The 22,446-nt window shown below is 25.8% G+C and carries 21 protein-coding genes and 3 tRNA genes; 11 read left to right on the top strand and 13 right to left on the bottom strand.

Translation table 11 applies throughout. The features are described from left to right. Window positions 1–5: 5 nt before the first annotated feature. The 3 genes from H0H54_RS01790 (at window position 6) to H0H54_RS01780 (ending at window position 3,566) form a co-directional block, all read left to right on the top strand. Window positions 6–830, top strand: a complete 825-nt coding sequence (locus H0H54_RS01790; RefSeq protein ID WP_185863031.1) for a serine O-acetyltransferase — start codon at window positions 6–8, stop codon at window positions 828–830. Between the two features lie 30 nt (window positions 831–860). Next, complete coding sequence (cysK, locus tag H0H54_RS01785; protein ID WP_185863030.1) at window positions 861–1,772, top strand: cysteine synthase A; 912 nt, start codon at window positions 861–863, stop codon at window positions 1,770–1,772. Window positions 1,773–1,913: 141 nt separating this feature from the next. Then, window positions 1,914–3,566 carry a diflavin oxidoreductase gene (locus H0H54_RS01780; RefSeq protein ID WP_185863029.1) on the top strand — a complete coding sequence of 551 codons (1,653 nt, stop codon included), beginning with the start codon at window positions 1,914–1,916 and terminating at the stop codon, window positions 3,564–3,566. Between the two features lie 26 nt (window positions 3,567–3,592). Here the strand turns inward: H0H54_RS01780 and H0H54_RS01775 are convergent, their stop codons facing one another. From H0H54_RS01775 to H0H54_RS01765, 3 genes are read right to left on the bottom strand one after another with little or no spacing between them, the layout of a single operon-like run. After that, complete coding sequence (locus H0H54_RS01775) at window positions 3,593–4,561, bottom strand: NAD(P)-dependent oxidoreductase (RefSeq protein ID WP_185863028.1); 969 nt, start codon at window positions 4,559–4,561, stop codon at window positions 3,593–3,595. Continuing rightward, a complete protein-coding gene (locus H0H54_RS01770; RefSeq protein ID WP_185863027.1) occupies window positions 4,533–6,875 on the bottom strand; it encodes a transglycosylase domain-containing protein in 2,343 nt (780 codons plus the stop codon). Before H0H54_RS01770 ends, H0H54_RS01775 begins: the two co-directional genes overlap by 29 nt. 32 nt (window positions 6,876–6,907) lie before the next feature. After that, on the bottom strand, window positions 6,908–7,954 hold the full coding sequence (locus H0H54_RS01765; protein ID WP_185863026.1) for a PSP1 domain-containing protein: 1,047 nt from the start codon (window positions 7,952–7,954) through the stop codon (window positions 6,908–6,910). A 97-nt stretch (window positions 7,955–8,051) separates the two neighbouring features. On the opposite strand from H0H54_RS01765, the gene coaD reads away from it, so the two are divergent. Further along, window positions 8,052–8,525: a pantetheine-phosphate adenylyltransferase gene (coaD, locus tag H0H54_RS01760; protein ID WP_185863025.1), complete on the top strand. Its 474-nt coding sequence runs from the start codon at window positions 8,052–8,054 to the stop codon at window positions 8,523–8,525. 15 nt (window positions 8,526–8,540) lie between these two features. Here the strand turns inward: coaD and rnr are convergent, their stop codons facing one another. Beyond that, on the bottom strand, window positions 8,541–10,499 hold the full coding sequence (rnr, locus tag H0H54_RS01755) for a ribonuclease R (RefSeq protein WP_185863024.1): 1,959 nt from the start codon (window positions 10,497–10,499) through the stop codon (window positions 8,541–8,543). 166 nt (window positions 10,500–10,665) lie between these two features. Here rnr and H0H54_RS01750 point away from each other — a divergent pair, with 166 nt between their 5' ends. Beyond that, window positions 10,666–11,484, top strand: coding sequence for a glycogen/starch synthase (locus H0H54_RS01750; protein ID WP_185863023.1), 819 nt, complete (start codon window positions 10,666–10,668; stop codon window positions 11,482–11,484). Between the two features lie 29 nt (window positions 11,485–11,513). Then, window positions 11,514–13,364 carry a glutamine--fructose-6-phosphate transaminase (isomerizing) gene (gene glmS / locus H0H54_RS01745; protein ID WP_185863022.1) on the top strand — a complete coding sequence of 617 codons (1,851 nt, stop codon included), beginning with the start codon at window positions 11,514–11,516 and terminating at the stop codon, window positions 13,362–13,364. Between the two features lie 14 nt (window positions 13,365–13,378). Here the strand turns inward: glmS and H0H54_RS01740 are convergent, their stop codons facing one another. From H0H54_RS01740 to H0H54_RS01720, 5 genes are all read right to left on the bottom strand, one after another. Beyond that, window positions 13,379–14,137 carry a uroporphyrinogen-III synthase gene (locus H0H54_RS01740; protein WP_185863021.1) on the bottom strand — a complete coding sequence of 253 codons (759 nt, stop codon included), beginning with the start codon at window positions 14,135–14,137 and terminating at the stop codon, window positions 13,379–13,381. Between the two features lie 77 nt (window positions 14,138–14,214). Next, window positions 14,215–14,285, bottom strand: a tRNA-Cys gene (locus H0H54_RS01735). Window positions 14,286–14,304: 19 nt separating this feature from the next. Beyond that, window positions 14,305–14,658, bottom strand: coding sequence for a dihydroneopterin aldolase (folB, locus tag H0H54_RS01730; RefSeq protein WP_185863020.1), 354 nt, complete (start codon window positions 14,656–14,658; stop codon window positions 14,305–14,307). Window positions 14,659–14,668: 10 nt separating this feature from the next. Then, window positions 14,669–15,283 carry a superoxide dismutase gene (locus tag H0H54_RS01725; protein WP_185863019.1) on the bottom strand — a complete coding sequence of 205 codons (615 nt, stop codon included), beginning with the start codon at window positions 15,281–15,283 and terminating at the stop codon, window positions 14,669–14,671. Window positions 15,284–15,356: 73 nt separating this feature from the next. After that, on the bottom strand, window positions 15,357–16,565 hold the full coding sequence (locus tag H0H54_RS01720; protein ID WP_185863539.1) for a phosphoglycerate kinase: 1,209 nt from the start codon (window positions 16,563–16,565) through the stop codon (window positions 15,357–15,359). Between the two features lie 107 nt (window positions 16,566–16,672). On the opposite strand from H0H54_RS01720, the gene H0H54_RS01715 reads away from it, so the two are divergent. From H0H54_RS01715 to H0H54_RS01705, 3 genes are all read left to right on the top strand, one after another. Further along, window positions 16,673–17,125 carry an RpiB/LacA/LacB family sugar-phosphate isomerase gene (locus H0H54_RS01715; protein WP_185863018.1) on the top strand — a complete coding sequence of 151 codons (453 nt, stop codon included), beginning with the start codon at window positions 16,673–16,675 and terminating at the stop codon, window positions 17,123–17,125. Then, a tRNA-Asn gene (locus H0H54_RS01710) sits at window positions 17,103–17,176 on the top strand. Before H0H54_RS01715 ends, H0H54_RS01710 begins: the two co-directional genes overlap by 23 nt. A gap of 11 nt (window positions 17,177–17,187) precedes the next feature. Further along, window positions 17,188–17,262: transfer RNA gene (locus H0H54_RS01705), tRNA-Pro, on the top strand. Here H0H54_RS01705 and gmk read toward each other — a convergent pair. Beyond that, complete coding sequence (gene gmk, locus H0H54_RS01700; protein WP_185863017.1) at window positions 17,263–17,844, bottom strand: guanylate kinase; 582 nt, start codon at window positions 17,842–17,844, stop codon at window positions 17,263–17,265. A gap of 67 nt (window positions 17,845–17,911) precedes the next feature. Between gmk and H0H54_RS01695 the strand changes: the two genes are divergently transcribed. Further along, window positions 17,912–18,907, top strand: coding sequence for an aspartate-semialdehyde dehydrogenase (locus H0H54_RS01695; protein ID WP_185863016.1), 996 nt, complete (start codon window positions 17,912–17,914; stop codon window positions 18,905–18,907). Here H0H54_RS01695 and rsmI read toward each other — a convergent pair whose 3' ends face one another. Beyond that, window positions 18,908–19,579 carry a 16S rRNA (cytidine(1402)-2'-O)-methyltransferase gene (gene rsmI / locus H0H54_RS01690; RefSeq protein ID WP_185863015.1) on the bottom strand — a complete coding sequence of 224 codons (672 nt, stop codon included), beginning with the start codon at window positions 19,577–19,579 and terminating at the stop codon, window positions 18,908–18,910. A 310-nt stretch (window positions 19,580–19,889) separates the two neighbouring features. Between rsmI and H0H54_RS01685 the strand changes: the two genes are divergently transcribed. Then, on the top strand, window positions 19,890–20,312 hold the full coding sequence (locus H0H54_RS01685) for a hypothetical protein (protein ID WP_185863014.1): 423 nt from the start codon (window positions 19,890–19,892) through the stop codon (window positions 20,310–20,312). Window positions 20,313–20,324: 12 nt separating this feature from the next. On the opposite strand, the gene H0H54_RS01680 is transcribed toward H0H54_RS01685, so the two are convergent. Next, window positions 20,325–22,217 (bottom strand): type IA DNA topoisomerase, encoded by a 1,893-nt coding sequence (locus tag H0H54_RS01680; protein ID WP_394366900.1) that lies wholly within the window; start codon window positions 22,215–22,217, stop codon window positions 20,325–20,327. Window positions 22,218–22,243: 26 nt separating this feature from the next. Beyond that, a complete protein-coding gene (locus H0H54_RS03110; protein WP_394366885.1) occupies window positions 22,244–22,444 on the bottom strand; it encodes a toprim domain-containing protein in 201 nt (66 codons plus the stop codon). Between the last annotated feature and the right edge of the window lie 2 nt (window positions 22,445–22,446).

The raw sequence follows: 22,446 nt of genomic DNA, 5'->3' as shown, positions 1-22,446 counted from the left end.
AATAAATGTTAGATTTTTTAACAACTATACTTGAAAATAATAAAAGGAAAATTTCTTTTCCTAATAAGAAAAAATCTGAAAATTTTGTCAAAAAATTATTTTATACTTTATTTACTCCCGATCAAAATATTTTGAATGATGCAGTTTTTTTCAAAAAGAATTACGAAAAATTAAAAAAACTTTTATATGAAATTTTTATTGAATTAAATATAAATGAAAAAGATAGTAATAATTTAACTAAAGTTTTTTTTAAAAAAGTTCCTGATATTTATAATATATTGATAATAGATGCTAACGCAATATTAAAATCTGATCCTGCAGCAACAGTTATAGAAGAAGTTTTTCTTTCTTATCCTGGTTTTTTTGCTACTGCGTTATACAGAATTGCACATCAATTGTGTATTCAAGGAGTTCCAATTATTCCAAGATTAATTACAGAATATGCTCACAGTCAGACTGGAGTGGATATTCATGCATCTGCTCAAATAGGAGAAGCTTTTGCTATTGATCATGGAACAGGAATAGTTATAGGTTCTAGTACAAAAATAGGGAACAAAGTTAAAATATATCAAGGCGTAACACTAGGGGCTATTTATGTAGATAAGAAATTAGCAAATACAAAACGTCATCCTACAATAGAAGATCAAGTTACAATTTATTCAGGAGCTACTGTTTTAGGAGGAGAAACTATAATAGGCCACGATAGTGTACTTGGAGGCAATGTTTGGGTAACAAAAAGTGTTCCTCCATTTTCTATAGTATACCAAAAAAATGAAATAAAAATGAGAAATAATAGCCCTTTTCCTGATCCTATTAATTTTATGATATAATAATATGATATAAAATAAAAAGAAAAAAAAATGAAAGTTGATAATATTTTAAAAACTATAGGAAATACACCTCATGTACATTTAAAAAGATTGTTTCCTGATTATAATGTATGGATAAAATTGGAAAAAAATAATCCTGGAGGAAGTATAAAAGATAGAATTGCTTTATCTATGGTAGAAGATGCAGAAAAAAAAGGAATTATTCATAAAGGCGATATAATCATAGAACCGACTTCCGGAAATACGGGAATAGGATTGGCTATAGTTTGTTCTGTGAAAGAATATCGTCTTATTTTAGTCATGCCGGAATCTATGAGTATCGAGAGAAGAAAATTATTTTCTATTTTTGGAGCTAAATTTGTTCTTACTCCAAAAGAAGATGGCATGAAAGGAGCTATTCAAAAGGCTGAAGAATTAACTAATACTATTCCGAATTCCTGGATGCCTAAACAATTTGATAATATTTCGAATCCAAATATACACAAGAAGACAACGGCAAACGAAATAATAAGCGCTTTTCCTAAGGGAATCGATTATTTCATTACAGGAGTAGGGACTGGAGGTCATATTACTGGAATAGGGGAAATATTAAAAAATAAGTTTCCAAATGTAAAAATATTTTCTGTAGAACCAATAGAGTCTCCAGTTATATTTGGAGGAAAACCTAATTCTCATGCTTTACAAGGATTAGGGGCAGGTTTTATTCCATCTATTTTAAATATCAAAATATTAGATGGAACTTTTTTAGTATCTAAAGAAGAAGCCTTTCATTATGTTAGAAAAATGGCAAAAAAAGAAGGAATTCTCGTTGGAATATCTACTGGAGCCTCATTGTCTGCTATAGAAAAACAATTATCGAAATTTTCGAAAAGATCTACGATTTTAACAATAAATTATGATACTGGAGAAAGATATTTATCAGTTGATGATCTTTTTTTATAGATCTATAGTATAGATTGTATGTAAAGAATCATCAAAACTTTTTTTGACGCCTAATAATACTTATTTAAAATGGTTGTTTATGTTGAGTTGTATGATATTTTTGATAAAAAAAACTTATTATAAAATATAAATAAAATAAAAATGTTATCTAAATCAAATAGAGAAATATTTTTTAAGTTAATACAGGAGTCTTCTCAAGAAGAGATTATATGGATGAGTGGTTATATGTCTGGATTGTTATTATCTGAAAAAGATTTTCAAAAATTTAGAAAAAAAAAGGAAGAAAAAATAACCATAGTTTATGGTACGGAAACGGGAAATGCTAAAAATTTAGCTTTTGATATTTATAAAAAAGCTAAAAAGGAAGAATTTCAAGTAAAACTGATCAGTTTAGATGAATATCGTTTGAAAAATTTAGAAAAAGAAAATTATTTTTTCGTTATAATAAGTACGCATGGGGAGGGCGAACCTCCTTCTTCTGCAAAATCTTTTTTTAATTTTATTCATTATAATAAAAATCTTTTTCTAAAGAACATGAAGTATAGTGTATTAGCATTGGGGGATAAATCTTATACTTATTTTTGTAAAGCAGGAGACGATATAGATAAACGTTTATATGATATAGGAGCGATGAGAATCGTTCCATTACATAAGTGCGACGTTAATTATGAAGATCAAGCAAATATATGGTTTTCAGAAATTGTAAATTTCTTTAAAAAAAAAAAATATGAAAATATAAATCATAAGATATATGGAAAAATTTCCAATAATATAATTTTAAATGAAAAAGGGACTGATAAAGAGATTCATCATATTGAAATACGTATTCCAAACAAAGTTCAATATCTTCCTGGTGACTCTATAGGTGTTTTTCCTGAAAATCCGTCCAATGAAGTAGATAATATTATAAAATATTTAAAACAAAATAGAAAAGAAGAATTCGAAGAGTATAAAGAAAAAAACAATATGTTCAATTTTTTTAAAAGGAAAAAAAATATTCTTTTTTTATCTGAAAATTTTATCAAAAAATATTCTTTTCTATCTGAAAAAAAAAATATTTCTTTAGATAAGAAATGGAAACTTATTGATCTTTTAATAGAATTTCCTATGAAAAATAAATTTTATTTAAAAGATTTGATGGAAATTATAGAACCAATAAAACCGAGATTATATTCTATTTCTTCATCACCTACTGCTCATGGGGGCATAATTCATATTACTGTATCTCGTCATAGCTTTCAATTCAATGGAGAAACTGTATATGGTCACTGTTCTGATTTTTTATCTAAACTTAAAATGGGCGATAAACTGTTTTTTTTCATTTACAAAAATAAAATGTTTAAACTACCCGATTCTGACAAAGATATAATTCTTATTGGACCTGGAACTGGAATTGCCCCTTTTCGTTCTTTTTTGTATGAAAGAGAAGCAATAAAAGCTACGGGAAAAAATTGGTTGTTTTTTGGATATCAACATTTTGATGCAGATTTTTTGTATAAAGAAGAAATCCAAAATTGGAAAAAAAAAGGAATACTTAATCGCGTAAGTCTATCTTTTTCTAGGGATCAGGAAAAAAGAATTTATGTTCAAAATAAAATATGGGAAAATAAAGTAGAATTTTTTTCTTGGATAAAAAATGGTGCTTATGTTTATATTTGTGGAAGTAAAACCCCTATGAGTGTGGATGTAGAAAAAATGATTTGTCGTATAATAGAAAAAGTAGGAAAATGCGACTCAAGGCTTTTTATAAAAAAAATGAAAAAAGAAGGAAGATATTTGAAAGATGTGTATTAGAAATTAGGTAAGTTCCTTTCAAAAATTCAATTTTGTGTTGAAGTCATGTTACATTTTAATTTCTTATTTAAAAAAATAATTTTTTCCACAATTATTTTATCCATTTTATATTTTGATTCTTTGGTCCATCCCGCGATATGTGGGGTAAGTACCACCTTGTTAGCGCGAACAAGATAAATAAAACTTTTATTATGATGATGAAAAATATTACTCAAAGAATAATTTTCATACTCTAATACATCTAAACATGCTCCACTTATTTTTCCATTTTTTAATGCCTCTACCAAATGATTCGTAATTACACACCCTCCACGGGAGGTGTTTACAAAATAAAAAGGCTTATTAAATTTTTTTATAAAATTATAGTTCATCATTCCTTTTGTTTTTTCAGTATAAGGGACATGTAAACTTACTATATCTGATTTTTTAAAAATGTAGCTCATATTCACCTGTTTTGCATAAATATCTCCTACTTTAGGCAATATGTCGTAACACAATATTTTAGCATCAAAACCAGATAATTTTTTTGCAAAAGCTTTTCCTGTATTTCCATATCCAATAATACTTATTGTTTTTCCCATAATTTCTGTCCCTCTATTTATTTCTCTGCTCCATTTTCTTTTTATGGTTATTTGTTGATGGGAACGAATAATATAATTCATCATGGATAGAAGCATCCCTATAGCATGTTCTGCTACTGCATCTTTATTTCCTTCAGGAGAAGAAATTAAGACTATTCCTTTTTTTTTAGCATAGTTTTTGTCTATATTTTCTATTCCAGATCCAATACGAGCTATAAATTTTAAGTTTATAGCTTTTTCAATGAATTCTTTGTCTATTTTTAATCTACTTCTTAAAATTACTCCATCATACACAGATATATCCATTTCATCTGTTGAATCTTTGTAATTTTCATCGCATAGAAATCCTTTTTGTTTTAATTTATATATAATAAAAGGATGATTTTTATCTAAAATTAATATTTTTTTTATCATAATTCTTATCCTTACTATTTTCTGAATTTAAATTCAGATCCAAATCTAAAATTTCTTTATCTTTTAAAGAGTTTTTTTCCTCTTTTTCTTCGTATTTTTCATTTTTATCATTGATTCCATCATCTTCTACATTATTTTCTTTAATTTTAATACGATTTTCATGACAATGATCCCAATAGGATTGATAATTTTTAGGTTTATGAAATAATAATTTATCATGATAAATTAAATTAATATCTTTATATAAACTTTTCATATAATAAGCCCATATAGGTAAAGCCATATTCGCCCCTTGTCCCAATCGAATATTATCAAAATGTGAAAATCTATCTTCCCATCCTACCCAAACTCCAGTTGTTAGATTAGGAATCATACCTATAAACCATCCATCTGAATTTTCATTAGTTGTTCCTGTTTTTCCAGCTATTTCTCCTGTTATATTGTACAATTGTAATCTTTTTGCTGTACCATATTTAACTACCCCTTGCATCAATTTTAACATAATATATCCTACTTCTTCACTAAAAACTTGTCGTCTACTAATATCTATATGTTCTTTAATTAAATTTCCATTTTCATCCTCTATTTTTACTAAAATAGAAGGTTTAACGTAAACTCCATAATTAGTAAATGTATTGAATGCCCCTGTCATTTCATATAAAGTTAAATCAGCAGAACCAAGAGCAATAGATGGATGTTCAGGAATCATGGATTCTATCCCCATATTTCTTGCTAAATTTATGACTGGACCTGGAGTTATTTTTGATATTAAACGAGCTGAAATTGTATTAACAGAAAAAGCCAAACCATCTTTTAAAGTAAGAAAACCTCCATATTTTCCGTTAGAATTTCTAGGAGCCCATTTCCCTAAATGAAATTTATCATTTGAAATTTTTGTACAAGGGTTATAATGTAATTCATTAATAGCTGCAGCATATAAAATAGGTTTAAAAATAGAACCTACCTGACGTTGTGTTTGTGCTACATGATCATATTGAAAATAATTAAAATCTATTCCTCCTACCCATGCTTTAATAAATCCGGTAGAAGGTTCTATAGATAATAATCCTGCTTGTATAATACTTTTTTGATAACGAATAAAATTCCATGGAGATATAAGTACTTTTTTGGATCCATTCCAAGTAAATAATTTGATAAATTGTGGTTTTTTAAATTCTTCTATAATTTTTTCTTCTGTTAAACCTTTTTGTTTTAGATCTTGATAAAGAGAAGTTCTATGCATTGCAGATATAATAATACGTTTTGTTTTTTCTGGAGAAATATTTAAAAATGGAGCATTTTTATTTTTTTTCTGAAAACGATTAAATAAAATCTGTAATTTACTAAGATGTTTTTTTACTGCCCTTTCTGCATAATATTGCATTTTAGCATCAACAGATGTATATATTTTTAATCCACTAGAATAAAGATTAAGTTTTTGTCCAGTTTTTTCTTCATGTTCATTTAAAACTTCTTGAATCTCTTTTTTTAAAAATTCACCATAATAAGTAAGTAATTCAAAATTTTTTTTTTGTATTTTAAAATTAATTTTTACAGGTTTATTCAACTCTTTTTTATATCTATGTACATTTAACAAATTATATTTTCTCATTTGATGTAAAACCAAATTTCTTTGTTTTTTTGCTCTATCAGGATAATTTTTAGGATTATATAAAGAAGGATTTTCTAACATTCCAACTAATGTCGCACATTCTCCCAAATGAAGTTCAGAAACTTTTTTATTGAAATAAGTATGAGCAGCTGTTTCGATTCCTTTTGCGTTATATAAAAAATCAAATTTATTGTAATACATAGTAATAATTTCTTCTTTAGTATAACGTTTTTCTAATTCAATAGCCATCACCCATTCTAAAAGTTTTTGATGAATTCTTTGTAATTTATTTTTTGCAGATGGTCCTGTGAAAAGAAGTTTCGCTAATTGTTGTGATATAGTACTGCCCCCCCCTTTTTTTCCTAAAGAAAGAATTGCTCTAAGAAAAGATTTTATATCAATTCCAGAATGATATTTAAAACGAATATCTTCTTTTGCTATAAGTGCATTTACAAGATCTTTTGGAAGCTGTCGATAAGTAACTAAAGTTCTATTTTCAGAGAAAAATCTACCTAATAATATTCCATTAGAATCATACACTTCTGAACCCACTTTCATCTTGGTGTTTTCTATGTCTTTAGTGCTAGGAAGACTCCCCAAATAACCTTTATAAGCAGCATAAAAAACGCTGATAATTATACTTATTCCTATAATAAATAAAAACCAAAAATAAAAAATAATTTTATGAAAATTTATTTTCATACTTTTTTTTATACACGTAAAAAAATTAATTTTTATATAGACAAATCTTTAAACGTCAACTCTGTTTTTTGAATGCTATTGATAATTGATAATTCCTCTAAAGGAGGAGATACTTTGTTTTTTTCTAAAATTTCTTTAATTTTTTTGACTTTTATTTTAAACCAAGTATTAGGATTCCTAACATAGGAATACCACATTTCTTGTTTAAAAACATCAATTCTCATGCATTGAGCGATCCCCTTTTCTGTATGAATTTTTATGTTAAAATCTGGAAAGTCTTTTATAGCATCTAAGTAGGAATCTAATTCATAATTAAGACAGCATTTTAGTTTCCCGCATAGTCCGGTTAATTTTTGAATGTTGATGGAAAGTTGTTGGTATCTTGCTGAATGAGTTGTTACACTTTTAAAATTTTTTAACCAAGTCGAACAACATAATTCACGACCACAAGAACCTATCCCTCCAATTTTTGCCGCTTCTTGTCTATATCCTATTTGACGCATTTCTATACGTGTATGAAAATGTAAAGCGAATTCTTTAATTAATTTTCTAAAATCAATTCTATTTTCAGCTGTATAATAAAAAATAGCTTTTTCTCCGTCCCCTTGATATTCAACATCACAAATTTTCATGGAAAGATTTAAATTCTTTGCAATTTTTTTAGATTTTAAAAGAGTTGTAAATTCTTTTTTTTTGAAATATTTCCAAATATTTATCTCTTTATATGTTGATTTTCTGTATACTTTTTTAAAAGTTTTTGAATGAATAGTATGATTTCTTATTTGTAATTTTACCAATTCTCCAGTTAAATAAACTATACCTATATCGTATCCTGTTCCGTATTTTGGTTCTACAGTGACAATATCTCCTTGATTTAGGAGGATTTTATCTTGATTAATAAAAAAATCTTTTCTATCATTTTTAAATTTTATTTCTACAATATCATATTTTTTATATTCAAAAGGGGATTGAATATTGGACAACCAATCTAATGCATTAGGTTTATAACATTGTTTTTTTTGAAGAATATTTCCTTTTTTTGCACATTTATTTAAACAATCAGAGCATGATTTGTTCATTATTTGTTTTTATAATAATAATAAATTTAGAAGTAAAAATAAATTATATTTCTTATTTCAGTTAAAAAATTTACATATAAATATATTTCTAAAAAAAATGAATAAAAAAATAGCAGTGTTTCCTGGATCTTTTGACCCCATTACTTTAGGGCATTATGATATTATTATTAGAGGTTTGAATTTATTTGATAAAATTATTATAGCTATTGGAAAAAATAGGGAAAAAAAAAGCATGTTTTCTCTTAAAAAGAGAAAAAAATGGATACAAAAAACTTTTATAAAGTTATCACAAAAAAAAATAGAAATTGATTCATTTGATGAATTAACTATTTCTTTCTGCATAAAAAAAAAAGCTAGATTTTTATTAAGAGGAATTCGAAATCAATTAGATTTTGAATTTGAAAAAAATATATTTATAGTTAATAAGGAATTATACAAAAAACATATTATTGAAACAGTTTATCTTTTTTCTTCTTATGAAAAATCTCATATTCACTCTTATCTTGTTAGAGATATTATAAAAAACGGAGGAGATTACACTATATTTGTTCCTTCTACTGTCAGAATATAAAATCATGTATTTTTTTTATGATGTATTATCGATCCATTCAAGAATAATTTGTTTTTTTTCTAGGTTCACATTCATAAGTTTTACTTTTACTTTATCTCCCAGATGATAGACTTTTTTTTTTGTTTTTCCAATTATACTGTAATTATCTGAATTTAGAATATAAGAATCTTCTTTAATATCACGAAATTTTATCATTCCTTCAGTTTGAAATAATAATAAATCAATATAGATACTCCAATCAGTAAACCCCATAATAATACCATCAAATTCTTTTCCTATAAATTTTTTTATATATTTAACTTGTATGTATTTTAGAAATTCCCTTTCTGCATCTATAGCCAAACGTTCTTTATAACTACAATGTTGAGATTGTTTTTCATAAAACTCTATTGTATTAAGTTTATATTCATTGTTTCTATTCTTATTTATTAAATAATGATGAAGCAAACGATGCGCTATGATATCTGAATATCTTCTTATGGGAGATGTAAAATGAGTATAATAAATAAAAGATAAACCATAATGTCCTATATTTTTAGTGGAATATTTAGCTTTGCTCATAGCACGAAGTATCAAATTTTCAATCATATTTTGTTCCGGCTTTCCTTTAATTTGTTCTAATAAATAATTGATGGAAGTTTTTAGGTTTTTCAAATCTAAAAAATAACCTAGAGGTTCTATAATTTTTTTTAGAAAAAAAATTTTCTGAAAATCAGGGACGTCATGTACTCTATAAATATAGAATTTTTTAGAAATGCCTCCATCTAAATTTAAACTGACAAATTCTGAAATTTTTCGATTAGTCAATAACATAAATTCTTCAATTAAACGATGAGCATCATTATTTTTTTCCAGTTTTAAGGATATTGGATTATTATTTTCATCTAAGTGAAATTTAACTTCCATTCTTTCTTCCAAATAAATTGATCCATTTTTTAATCGATTTTGAATTAATATTTTAGAAAACAAAAATAATCTGTAAATTTCTTCATAATAATCTCCTTTTTTATGGTCTATTATACATTGCACTTCATCATATGTAAATCGTTTATTAGATCGTATTATGGTTTTACCAAACCAATTTTTCAATATATTGCCTTGATTGTCTATATTAAAAATATAGGAAAAACTTAATTTATCTTTTTGGGGTTGCAAAGAACAAAGATCATCAGATAAAATTTTTGGAAGCATAGGAATAACTTTTCCTACAAAATAAATAGATGTAGCACGTGAATAAGCTTCTCGATCTAATAAACTTCCTTCTTTTATATAAGAAGAAACATCAGATATATGTACACCTATTTCCCAAGTGTTAGAATTTAATTTTCTAATGGAAATAGCATCATCAAAATCTTTTGCATTTAAAGGATCTATGGTGAAAGTATTAATATTTCTCATGTCTTTTCTAATCCCTATATCTAAAATAGGTTTTAAAAAAATTTTTTTAGCTTCATTTTCTATTTCTTTAGAAAATTGATAGGATATGCCATATTCTTCTAATATGGAAAGAATTTCTGTTTTATATTCTCCAGAAGGGCCAAATACTTTTATAATTTTTCCCAAAGGATTCTTTGATTTTTTAGGCCATGATATAATTTTAACTAATACTTTATCATTATGATGATATTTTTTCAATTTTTGTATTGGAACTAAAATATTAACATGAATGATATTGTTGTGTATTATTCCATATTCAGATTGAATGTTTAATTTTAATATACCAACAAATTGATTAGTCTTTCTTTTAATTATTTTTAATACCTCTCCTTCCATTTTTTTTCCTTTTCGATTATAGTAAAATTTTATTTTTACCAAATCTCCTTCTAAAGCTCTATTTGTTTTGTTTTTGGGAATAAAAACATCTTTTTTAAATTCATTTATGCGAACAAATGCATATCCGTGATTAGTAATATTAATAAATCCTGTGGAGATATTATTATAATGTTTTTTTTTTATTTGTTTTTCTTTTTTCATAATAAAACATATCTATAAAATCTATAAAAGTTAAAAACCATGTAATCTATAAGATTTTAAATAAAAAAATCACTTGATATTTTTATTATTAAACTTAGTATATTATTTATTATATTTGCAATGATCCATTTTCTTACTATTATATAAAAACAAAAATAACTCTAAGATGACAGGTAAACGTATATTATATGTTTCTTCGGATTTATTTCCTTTTTCTTCAGAGAATCCGATATCTTTATCGGTATTAAAAGCCACTAAATTTATGCAATCAATAGGAAACGATGTACGTATATTTATGCCCCGTTTTGGAGTAATCAATGAAAGAAGACATCAGTTACATGAAGTAATTCGTTTATCAGGCATGAATTTAGTAATAAATGATGTTGATCAACCTTTATTAATAAAAGTTGCTTCCATTCCTGATGCTAAATTACAAGTTTATTTTATAGATAACGAAGAATATTTTAAAAGAAAGGCAATAGATGAAAATGAAAATGGCGTTTTTTTTCCAGATAATGATGAAAGAGCTTTGTTTTTTACAAAAGGAGTTTTAGAAACTGTAAAAAAATTAAGTTGGAAACCTGATATAATTCATATATATGGATGGATGAGCTCTTTCATTCCTTTATACATTAAAAACTTTTATAAAAGTGATCCAGTTTATCAGAGTGTAAAAATTGTTGCATCTATTTACAATAAACCTTTTAAAGGGTCTTTAAATAAAGATATTATTAAAAAAATAAAACTTGATGGTATAAAATCTAGAAAATTAAAACTGTTAGAATATCCAAATTATTTTAATATAGTCAAATTATGTATGTATTTCTCGGACGCTATTATAAAAGGAGATATTTTTTTTCCCGAAGAAATAGAAAATTATATAAAAATAAATAAATTGTTAGTATTAAAATATTATCCTGTAGAAGAGATAGAAACCGTTTATCAACAATTTTATAAGGAAACTGTTTTAGAACAGATCAATTAAATAGATAAAAACTTCTAATTTTATCTAGAATGTGCGGTATAATTGGTTATTTGGGTTATAGAGAAGCTTACCCTATTCTCATTAGTGGATTAAAAAAATTGGAATATAGAGGATACGATAGTTCTGGTATTGCCGTTTTTCATGAGAATGGATATAATTTATATAAGACCAAAGGAAGGGTTTTGGAATTGGAAAAAAAAATTTATTCTTGTCAAGTAAAAATAAAAGGGACAACGGGAATAGGTCATACAAGATGGGCAACTCATGGTATTCCAGATGATATCAACGCTCATCCTCATGTTTCTAATTCCAATGAACTTATTATAATTCATAATGGAATTATAGAAAATTATTTTGCTATTAAAATTATTTTATTAAAAAATGGATTTACTTTTAAAAGCAAAACAGATACAGAAGTTCTTGTTAACTTAATAGAGTATATTAAAAAAGAAAATAAATTGTCTTTAGAAGAAGCAGTAAGAATTTCTTTGAATGAAATAGTAGGAGCTTATTCTATCGCTGTAATAGAAAAATCTCATCCTGAAACGGTTATTATTGCAAAATTGGGAAGTCCTTTATCTTTAGGCGTTAATGATAAAGAATTTTTTGTAGCATCCGATCCCATTTCTTTCGTAGATTATACAAAAAATGTTATTTATTTAAAAGATGGAGAAATGGCTATTCTTAAAAAAGATAAGGGGCTAGATCTTAGAAAGATTATAGATAATCATAAACTAAATCCAATTATTAAAAAACTTAAAATCAATTTACAAGAAATTGAGAAAGGAAAGTACAAATATTTCATGTTGAAGGAAATATATGAACAACCTAAAACAATTTTAGACACTCTACGAGGTAGATTGTTAATTCCAGAAAAAATTATTTGTATCAATGGAATTGAATCTAATAAAAATATTTTTATTAATGCAAAGTGTATAACTATAATAGCATGTGGGACCTCATGGCATGCTAGTTTGATTGGGGAATATTTACTAGAAGAACTTGCTCGTATTCCAGTAGAAGTAGAGTATGCTTCTGAATTTAGATATAGAAATCCTATTATAGGAAAAAAAGATGTCATCATTGTAATTTCACAATCAGGAGAAACTGCAGATACTTTAGAAGCTTTGAAATTGGCAAAAAAAAAAGGAGCTTTTGTGTTTGGAATTTGCAATGTTGTAGGATCATCTATTGCACGAAATGTAGATGCAGGAGCTTATACTCATGCCGGCCCTGAAATTGGTGTTGCTTCTACAAAAGCTTTTACGGCACAAATTACAGTTCTTATTTTGTTGGCTTTGATTATAGGAAAACATAGATATACAATTGATGATAATCGTTATAAATTATTATGTCAAGAACTTGGATCTGTTCCAGAAAAAGTTGACTATGTATTGAAAATGGATGATACTATCAAAAAAATATCTCAAATATATCATGATGTAAATAATTTTCTATATCTAGGTAGAGGGATTAATTTTCCTGTTGCTTTAGAGGGTGCTTTAAAATTAAAAGAAATATCCTATATTCATGCAGAAGGATATCCTGCAGCAGAAATGAAGCATGGTCCTATTGCTTTAGTTGATGAAAATATGCCAGTGATTGTTGTTGCTACAAAAAAAGGATATTATGATAAAATTATAGGCAATATTCAAGAAATAAAAGCTAGAAAAGGAAAAGTTATAGCTATAATTAATGAAGACGATATTCAAGCTAATTTGTTAGCAGATCACGTAATAAGGATTCCCAACATATCTGAAGTACTGAGTCCATTATTAACTGTTATCCCTCTTCAGTTATTAGCTTATCAAATTGCTTATATACGGGGAGAAAATGTAGATCAACCTAGAAATTTAGCTAAGTCAGTAACAGTGGAATAACTATAATTACGAATTCAATATATAATTGTATTTAATTTTTTAATATATTTTTCTAAAGCCATAGCCATAGAAGGAAATTCCGGTGTTGGTACCTTTATATCGATTTTTAGTCCCGCTTTATAAGCGGCATCTAAAGTATTTTTACCAAAAGTAGCAATTTTGATATTATTTTGATCAAAATTGGGAAAGTTATCAAACAAAGATTTTATTTCTACTGGACTAAAAAAAACTAAAATATCATAGTATACATGTTTTAAATCAGATAAGTCACTAGAAGTCATTTTATACAAAATGGCTCTTTTCCAAAAAACATTTTGTTTGTTTAACATATCTGGAATATCCGGTTTTAATATGTCTGAAGAAGGTAAAAGAAATTTTTCTTTGGAATGTTTTTCAATATAAGGAAGTATATCTTGAAATGATTTATTACCAATATGAATTTTTCTTTTACGAAATACAATATACTTTTGTAAGTAATAAGCTATGGTTTTTGTTTGACATATATATTTCATAGAAATGGGGACTCTAAAACGCATAGATTCTGCTAATCTAAAATAATGATCTACGGATTTTTTACTAATAAAAATAACTACAGTAAAATCAGAAAAATTAATTTTCTGTTTTCTTACATCATTGGATGACGCTTCTTTTACTTCTATGAAAGATCGAAAGTCTATATTTACATTTTTGTTTTTGATAAGTTTAATATACGGAGCATGAGAGGCTCCATTAACATTAAGAGGTTGTGAAATAAGAATATTATTTATCTTCATTCTTTTTTTTTGTCCAATAATAATTAACTTATTGATTTTAAGATTGTAAATGTATATATAAAATACATATAAAAAAAAGGCACAGAGCGGAATCGAACCGCTATAAAAGGTTTTGCAGACCTCTGCCTTTCCATTCGGCCACAGTGCCCATATAGACAATTAATAATTTAATCATCCAAAATCACACAGACTCTATCCACATTTCCTTGTAATGGAGGGTTTTCCTTACAAATTTTTACTTTTGTATATTTTATCAAAGATTTTTGATATTTTTTTATCCTTTTAATTATTCTTTGTGCTAAATGTTCAATCAATTTAGCGTTGATACTCATTTCTTCTTTGACAATAGAATACAAATCTACATAATTAATAGTTTTGGATAAATCATCATTAATAGATGCTTGATAGAAATCAAATTCAACTTCTATATTAATCGTATAATAAGAACCAACATATTTTTCTTCTGTCATACATCCGTGAAATCCAAATAATTTAATATTTTCTAATACAATTTTCCCCACAAAAATAATATTATTTTTTTATATATATTTTATAATTTTCTTCCACTTTTATCCAATTAACGATTTTCCAAAAAGAAGAAATATAATCTAAACGACGATTTTGATATTGAAGATAGTATGCATGCTCCCAAACATCCAATCCTAATATTGGAATGCCTTCGCAACCCATTCCATACATAAGAGGATTATTTTGATTTTCTGTAGAACAAATTGTTAATTTTTCTTCTTTCACGCACAACCAAATCCATCCAGAACCAAAATGATTGGCTGCAATTTTAGAAAAGTTTTCTTTAAAAGAATCAAAAGAATTAAAATTTTTTTTAATGATTTCATGAAATTCTCCGCTAGGATGAGTATATTTTGTATTAGGTGTTAATATTTCCCAGAAAAGATTATGATTATAAAAACCTCCGCTATTATTACGTATCATTGGAGATTCTGTATGTGCTATTTTTAATATCTCTTCAATGGATAAATTGATCAAATTTGTATTTGAAATTGCCTTATTTAGATTATTAGTGTAAGTAGCATGATGTTTGTTGTAATGAATATCCATAGTTTTTCTATCTATATAAGGCTCTAAATCTTTATATAAATAAGATAATTTTGGAAGTTTAAATGACATAAGTTATTTTTTTTATATTTTAGTTAGGTTAAGAAAACAAACAAATATAATTAAAAACCTTGGTATTTTATATTTATATTATTGCTTTTATTCCGGGTAGCATTTCACTTTTTAAACTATCTAACATTGCACCTCCTCCAGTAGATAAATAGCTGATTTTTTTATCACAGTTTTCTATTCTTAATGAAGCAATAGAATCCCCTCCACCTATTAAAGAAAACGCCCCTTTTTCAGTGATATTTGCAATAGTTTTTGCTATAGATCTAGTTCCTGAAGAAAAATTTTGAAATTCGAAAACACCCATTGGTCCATTCCATAAAATAGTTTTGGATTTTTCTATAATTGCGCAAAATTTTTTTATAGTACGAGGTCCAATATCTAACCCCATCCATCCATTTGGAATAGAATCAATAGGAAGAGTTTTAGTATGGGCTTCATTTTTGAATGAATCAGCTGCTATAACATCTATCGGAAGATGAATAATATCTATTTTATTTTGATATTTATGAAAAATTTTTTTTAATGTTTTTTCTGTTTTTTCATATTCTTCGATTAAAGAATTTCCTATTTTTCCTCCTTTTATTTTAATAAAAGGATAAGACATCCCCCCCCCTATTAGAATATAATCTGCAAAATTAATAAGGTTTTCAATGATATCTATTTTAGAAGAAATTTTTGATCCTCCTAATAAAATAGTTATAGGCCTCTTTCCTTTACCATATAAAAATTGATTTAAATATTGAATTTCTCTTTTCATAAGAAGACCAATGCATTTCTTTTTTCCAAAAAATTTCGGAAGTACAGTGATAGAAGTATGAAAACGATGTGCGACTGAAAAAGCATCATTAACATAAATATCCCCTAATTTTGACAATTCAAAAGCGAAATTATCATTTTCCTTTTCTTCTTCTTTATAAAAACGTAGATTTTCCAACAATAAAATTTCACCATTTTTTAATTTGTTAACTTTTTTAAGTGCAGTTTCTCCTATGCAATCTCCAAAAAAACTTACAGAAACTTTTAATTTTTGGGACAAATAATCAACTAAAAATTTTAAAGAATGAGTTTTTAAAGGAACCCCTTTTGGTCTACCAAAATGAGATATGATAACAATTTTTCCTTTTTCAGAAAGAATTTTCTGAATGGTGGGAATGCTATATTGAATACGTGTATCATCTGTTATTTTATAAGATTTATTTACAGGTACATTAAAATCAACTCTTATTAAAGCAGTTTGATTTTCAAAATTGAAATCATCAATAGTTTTTATATCCTTTGTCATCATTATAGTTTTTAAAACGAAACCCAAAAAAATTGAGGAACAAAATTACTAAATCTATAATTTTTAGCGTATATTCACTGTTCATTTTTTTTTGAACAACATAATGAATGCTAATAGCAATAGGGTCTGATCATACAGGAGTGTATCACAAATATATAATAACCAATTTTTTAATTAAAAAAGGTTATAAAATTAAAGATTTTGGATTTTCGGAATATGATGGAAAAGTTGATTATCCAGATTTTGTTCATCCAACAGCAGAATTTGTAAACAAAGGAAAAGCAGATTTTGGAATCATTATATGTGGTAGTGGAAATGGAGCTGCCATGACAGCTAATAAATATAAAAAAATACGTGCAGCTTTGGTATGGAAAAAAGAAATCGCTATTTTAGCAAGAAAACATAATAATGCTAATATAATTAGTTTGCCAGCGCGTTTTGTGGATAAAAATGATATTATAAGAATTGTAGAAATATTTCTCACAACAAATTTTGAGGGAGGCAGACACAAAACAAGAATAGAAAAAATACATAAAATCCTCAGTAGCTCAGTTGGTTAGAGCACCTGACTGTTAATCAGGGTGTCGCTGGTTCGAATCCAGCCTGAGGAGCTTTTATTTATCGGGGTGTAGCTCAGATTGGTTAGAGTACACGTCTGGGGGGCGTGTGGTCGCTGGTTCAAATCCAGTCACCCCGATTATTGTTTTTCATAAATAAAATTAGAAACTATTTGAATTGCTTTTTTTTTTGCTTGATACAAATCAATATTTAATAAAATAAAATCAAATAGTTTTGCGTAACGATTTTCTTCTTTAGCTTTATTTAAACGAATATTTATATCATTGTTATTCCCATTTTTATGATATCTTGTAATCAATCTTTTTCTTAAAATGTTTATAGAATCCACCATTATAAACATAGATAATGAATTATTAGGATATTGTTGTTTTAAATTTAAACCTCCTTTTACATCTATATCGAATAAAACATGTTGATTAGATTTCCAAATTTTGAATATTTCGTTTTTTAACGTTCCATAAAATAATTTAGGATAAACTTCTTCCCATTCTGCAAACTGATATTTTTTTATTTTAGAAATGAAAGAATTTGTAGATAAAAAATAATAATCTTTTCCATGTATTTCATTATTTCTAATTGATCGTGTTGTACATGAAACAGAAAATTTTAATTCCGGAAATTTTGAAAGTAAGCAATGCGAAATAGTAGTTTTACCAGATCCAGAAGGACCTGATAAAATAATCATTTTTCCTTTTTTCATTATTTTACCTAACTTTGTTTTGTTTTAATATCATGGAAAATTAAGTTTTTATAAAAATTTGTATGAAATGAAACTAGGAATAGTCGGCGCAACAGGTATGGTAGGTCGTGTAATGGTTGATCTTTTAGAAAAAAGGAATTTTCCATTGAAAGAGCTGTATATTTCTGCTTCCGAAAAATCTATCGGAAAGGAATTTTTTTTCAAAAAAAAAGCATATCGAATCATTAGTATACATGATTTATTTTTAAAAAAGCCTGATATTGTTTTATTTTCTGCTGGATCTGATATTTCAAAAAAATGGGCTGTAAAATTCTCAAATATAGGTTCTACAATTATTGATAATTCTTCTGCATGGAGAATGGATTTTGATAAAAAATTAATTGTCCCTGAAATTAATGCTTCTTGTCTGTCTAAACGAGATAAAATTATTGCAAATCCAAATTGTTCCACAATACAATTAGTAATGGTATTATTTCCATTACATATAGAGTATGAAATTAGTAGAATTGTGGTTTCTACTTATCAATCTGTGACAGGAACTGGAAAAAAAGCTTTAGATCAATTATATCAAGAAGAAACAAGAAATGAAGACATTTCTTCCAGAGTATATCCATATCCTATTTATCAAAATGTTTTGCCTCATTGTGATCAATTTACGGATAATGGATATACATTGGAAGAAATGAAATTAATAAATGAAACAAAAAAAATAATGAATGATAATAATATAGCAATAACAGCTACTGCTGTACGCGTTCCTGTCATAGGTGGTCATTCAGAAAATGTGAATATTACTTTTAAGAAAAAACCTAATATAAATCATATATATAAGATTCTATCAAAAACAAAAGGAATAATAGTTCAAGATAAACCAAAAGAAAATGTTTATCCAATGCCACTATATGCTCATGGAAAAGATGAAGTTTTTGTAGGTAGAATACGAAAAGATTTTTCGTTTCAAAATTCTATAAACATTTGGATAGTTGCAGATAATCTTCGTAAGGGGGCATCTACTAATGCTATTCAAATTGCTGAATATTTAATAAGAAAAAAATATGTTTAATTACTTTTCTAAATTTTTATCTATGATAATTGTGTATTCTCCTAATATTTTTTTTATGTTTTGATAATGTATGATTATTTTTTCTATATTTCCTCTTAATATATTTTGGAAATATTTGGATATTTCTTTGCATATAACAATATTTCTTTTTGACCCAAAAAAGCTTTTTATATCGTTTAATGTTTGTAATAGTCTATGAGGGGATTCATACAATATAATTGTTCTATTTTCTTTGGATAAATTTTCTAATTTCATTTTTCTTTTTCTTTTTGGTAAGAAACCTATAAAAATAAATTCATGAGTAGGGATCCCAGAACAAACTAATGCTGGAATAAAAGCAGTAGGTCCAGGCAAACATTCTATAGGAATACGGGCATTAATACAAGATTTAATAAGTAAAAAACCTGGATCAGATATACTTGGAGTACCTGCATTAGATATTAATGCTAATTTTTTCCCCTCTTTAATTTTTTTTATTATAGAAGGGATTATTTTATGTTCATTGTAAATATGATATTTATTTATATTATTTTTAATTTTATAGAAATCCAATAATTTTTTAGAAACCCTATAACTTTCTACTAAAATTAAATCTACTTCTTTTAATGTTCGTAAACTTCGGAAAGTAAAATCTTCTAAATTTCCTATAGGAGTAGGAACAATATATAACATACATATAATATAAATAAATGTTAAATGTTAAAATAAAAAAAGATATAATAAATCTATTATTTTAAAAATAAAAACATTTATCTTTTGCTTTTTGTTGTAGGGTTATATGAAAAATATTTTCAACAATTAAAAGTTTGATCGTAGTTTATAAAAATTCAGTTTAAAATAAATAAATAAATATAGATTATGTAAAATATTTTTTAAAGTTAAAAATTTCATCATAAAATAATATAATTATTTATAATTATAATTTAGTTAATGCATTAATCCATTAATTAGTCTTTATAAAATGCTGATGAAATCAATAATAATGAGAGGTAAACAATATATATTTAGAAGTCGTTTAGTATCTGGAGATATCATATTTAAATATGATTTAAATGGGTTTTTAAGAGAAATTATTTTTCCGGAAAGACTTTCTTTGTCACATTATGTCTGGATTGGTAAATATATCCCTTATAATGAATCTATTATAAACAAAATGAGAAATGCTAAAGCCGCTTTTTCAATAGAAGAAATTCCCACCGATTTATCTTTCAATCGTTTTTGGACTGATTATAGATATAAAGTTGGAAAAAAAAGAATGGCTGAAAATATATGGAATAGAATGTCTTTATCTGATAGAGTCAAAGCTTTATCTTATATTCCTAAATATTTAGATCATGTTAAACGAACAGGACATGATCAAGCTTATCCTACAACTTATTTGAATCAAAGATATTTTGATAGCTAGGATTTATATCTTTTATTTTGTTTTGATTTTCATTCTACTTTTAATTATGATATTAATAGCTTGTTCTAAATTTAATGAATTATTAAAAAATATTTTTTCGTCAATTGGAATTGATCTATTATCATATTTAATATAAATATTATACTTATTTATTTTTAATAAAACTTCTTTTTTTTCAAAAATCCCTAATGATTTAGGTAATTCAATAATTTTTAAAGCTTCTGTAAAAGAAACCCCCTCTATTTTTTGTTTATTTAATAAAGGAAAAAATTTTGGTTTCTCTTTATTATTAAATTCTCCCATTTGAATAACAGGACCGTATTTAGCTATTTTTGCAAAAATTTTTCTTTTAGATTTTGGATCTTTTCCAAGAAAACGTTCTTTATGAATTCTATCAACATTGTTTTTAACATGTTCCAATTTTTTATGAAATTCACTATAAAAATCTTCAAGAATCTTGATCCAAGATTTTTTTCCTTTAGCTATATTATCAAAATTTTTTTCTAAGTTTGCAGTGAAATTAAAATTTATTATTTCATAAAAATTTTTGACTAAAAAATCAGTAGTTAAAATCCCTATTTCTGTAGGATGGAATTTATTTTTTTCTATTTCAAAAACTTCCTCATTTTTTATAAAAATCGAATTTCCTTTTAAAAAAAGAGTTTCACGATTTTCTATTTTTTTTGATATTTTTTGTATATTAACATAATTTCTTTTTTTAATAGTGTATATTATAGGTGCATAAGTAGAAGGCCTTCCAATTCCTAATTGTTCTAGTTTTTTTACTAAACTTGCTTCAGTATATCTATACAAGTGATTCTGAATGATTTGTTTAGCTATAATTTCTTTTTTTTCTAAAAAAGCTCCCTCTTTTATTAAATTAAATTTTTCTTCTTTTTCTTTTTTTTTTGTATTTGATATTTTCATAAATCCATCAAATAAAATATTTTTATTTGTTGAAATAAAAAAACTTTTTAATCGAGAAGATTGAATATAAATATCTTTTTTTTCAAAAATTACGTCTGTCATTTGCCCTATAATTGTTCGTTCCCATATAAGTTTGTAAAGACGTTTTTCAAATATATTTAAGGAATTTAGATAATCTTCGTTGTGATTGATAATTGTAGGACGAATTGCTTCGTGGGCTTCTTGGGAAAATTCTTTTTTATTTTTATAAAATTTATTTATAGACAAATACTTTTTTCCGTATAGAGAAAGTATAAAATTTTTTATATCCAATAATATACTATTTGATAAATTTGTGCTATCTGTTCGAAGATATGTAATAAATCCTCTTTCATATAATTTTTGAGCTAATAACATTGTTCTAGATATAGAATAATTTAATTTATTATAGGCTTCTTGTTGCAAAGATGAAGTAGTAAATGGAGGAGGCGGACTTTTTTTTTCTTTTTTTGTGGTGATTTTTTTAATTGTAAAAATGCTATTCATACATAATGTGAAAATATCTTTCACTATTTTTTTATCTTCTATCTTTTTTTCTAACTTGGCATCAAAAGTTATTTTTTTTTCAGAATTTGTGAACACCCCATAGAGTTGATAAACTCTATGGGGTGTAAAATTTTGTATTTTTTTTTCCTGTTCTACTATCAGTCTTACAGCTACTGATTGAACTCTCCCTGCAGAAAGTCCTCTATTAATTTTTTTCCATAAAATAGGAGATAATTGAAATCCTACTAATCGATCTATAATTCGTCTAGTTTGTTGTGCATAAACTAAATTGTAGTCAATTGGTCTTGGGTTTTTTATAGCATCAAGAATCGCCTTTTTTGTGATTTCATGAAAAACAATTCTTCTATATTTTTTTTCAGAAATATTAAATATTTTACAAATTTGATAAGCTATAGCTTCTCCTTCTCGATCTTCATCAGAAGCTAACCAAATTATTTCATGGTCTTTTATTAATTTTTTTAAATTCTGAACGATTTTTTTTTTTTAGATAATATGACATAACTAGGTTTAAAATTTTCTTGAATTTGAATTCCTATTTTTTTTTCTGGTAGGTCAACAATATGCCCATAACTAGATACTACACAGTAATTCTTTCCAAGAAATGTTTGTATTGTATGAGCTTTAGTGGGTGATTCTACAATTACTAAATTTTTCGTCATAT

The sequence above is a fragment of the Blattabacterium cuenoti genome, assembly GCF_014251815.1.
Lineage (GTDB): Bacteria > Bacteroidota > Bacteroidia > Flavobacteriales > Blattabacteriaceae > Blattabacterium > Blattabacterium cuenoti_E.
This window is presented reverse-complemented; position numbering and strand designations above follow the sequence as displayed.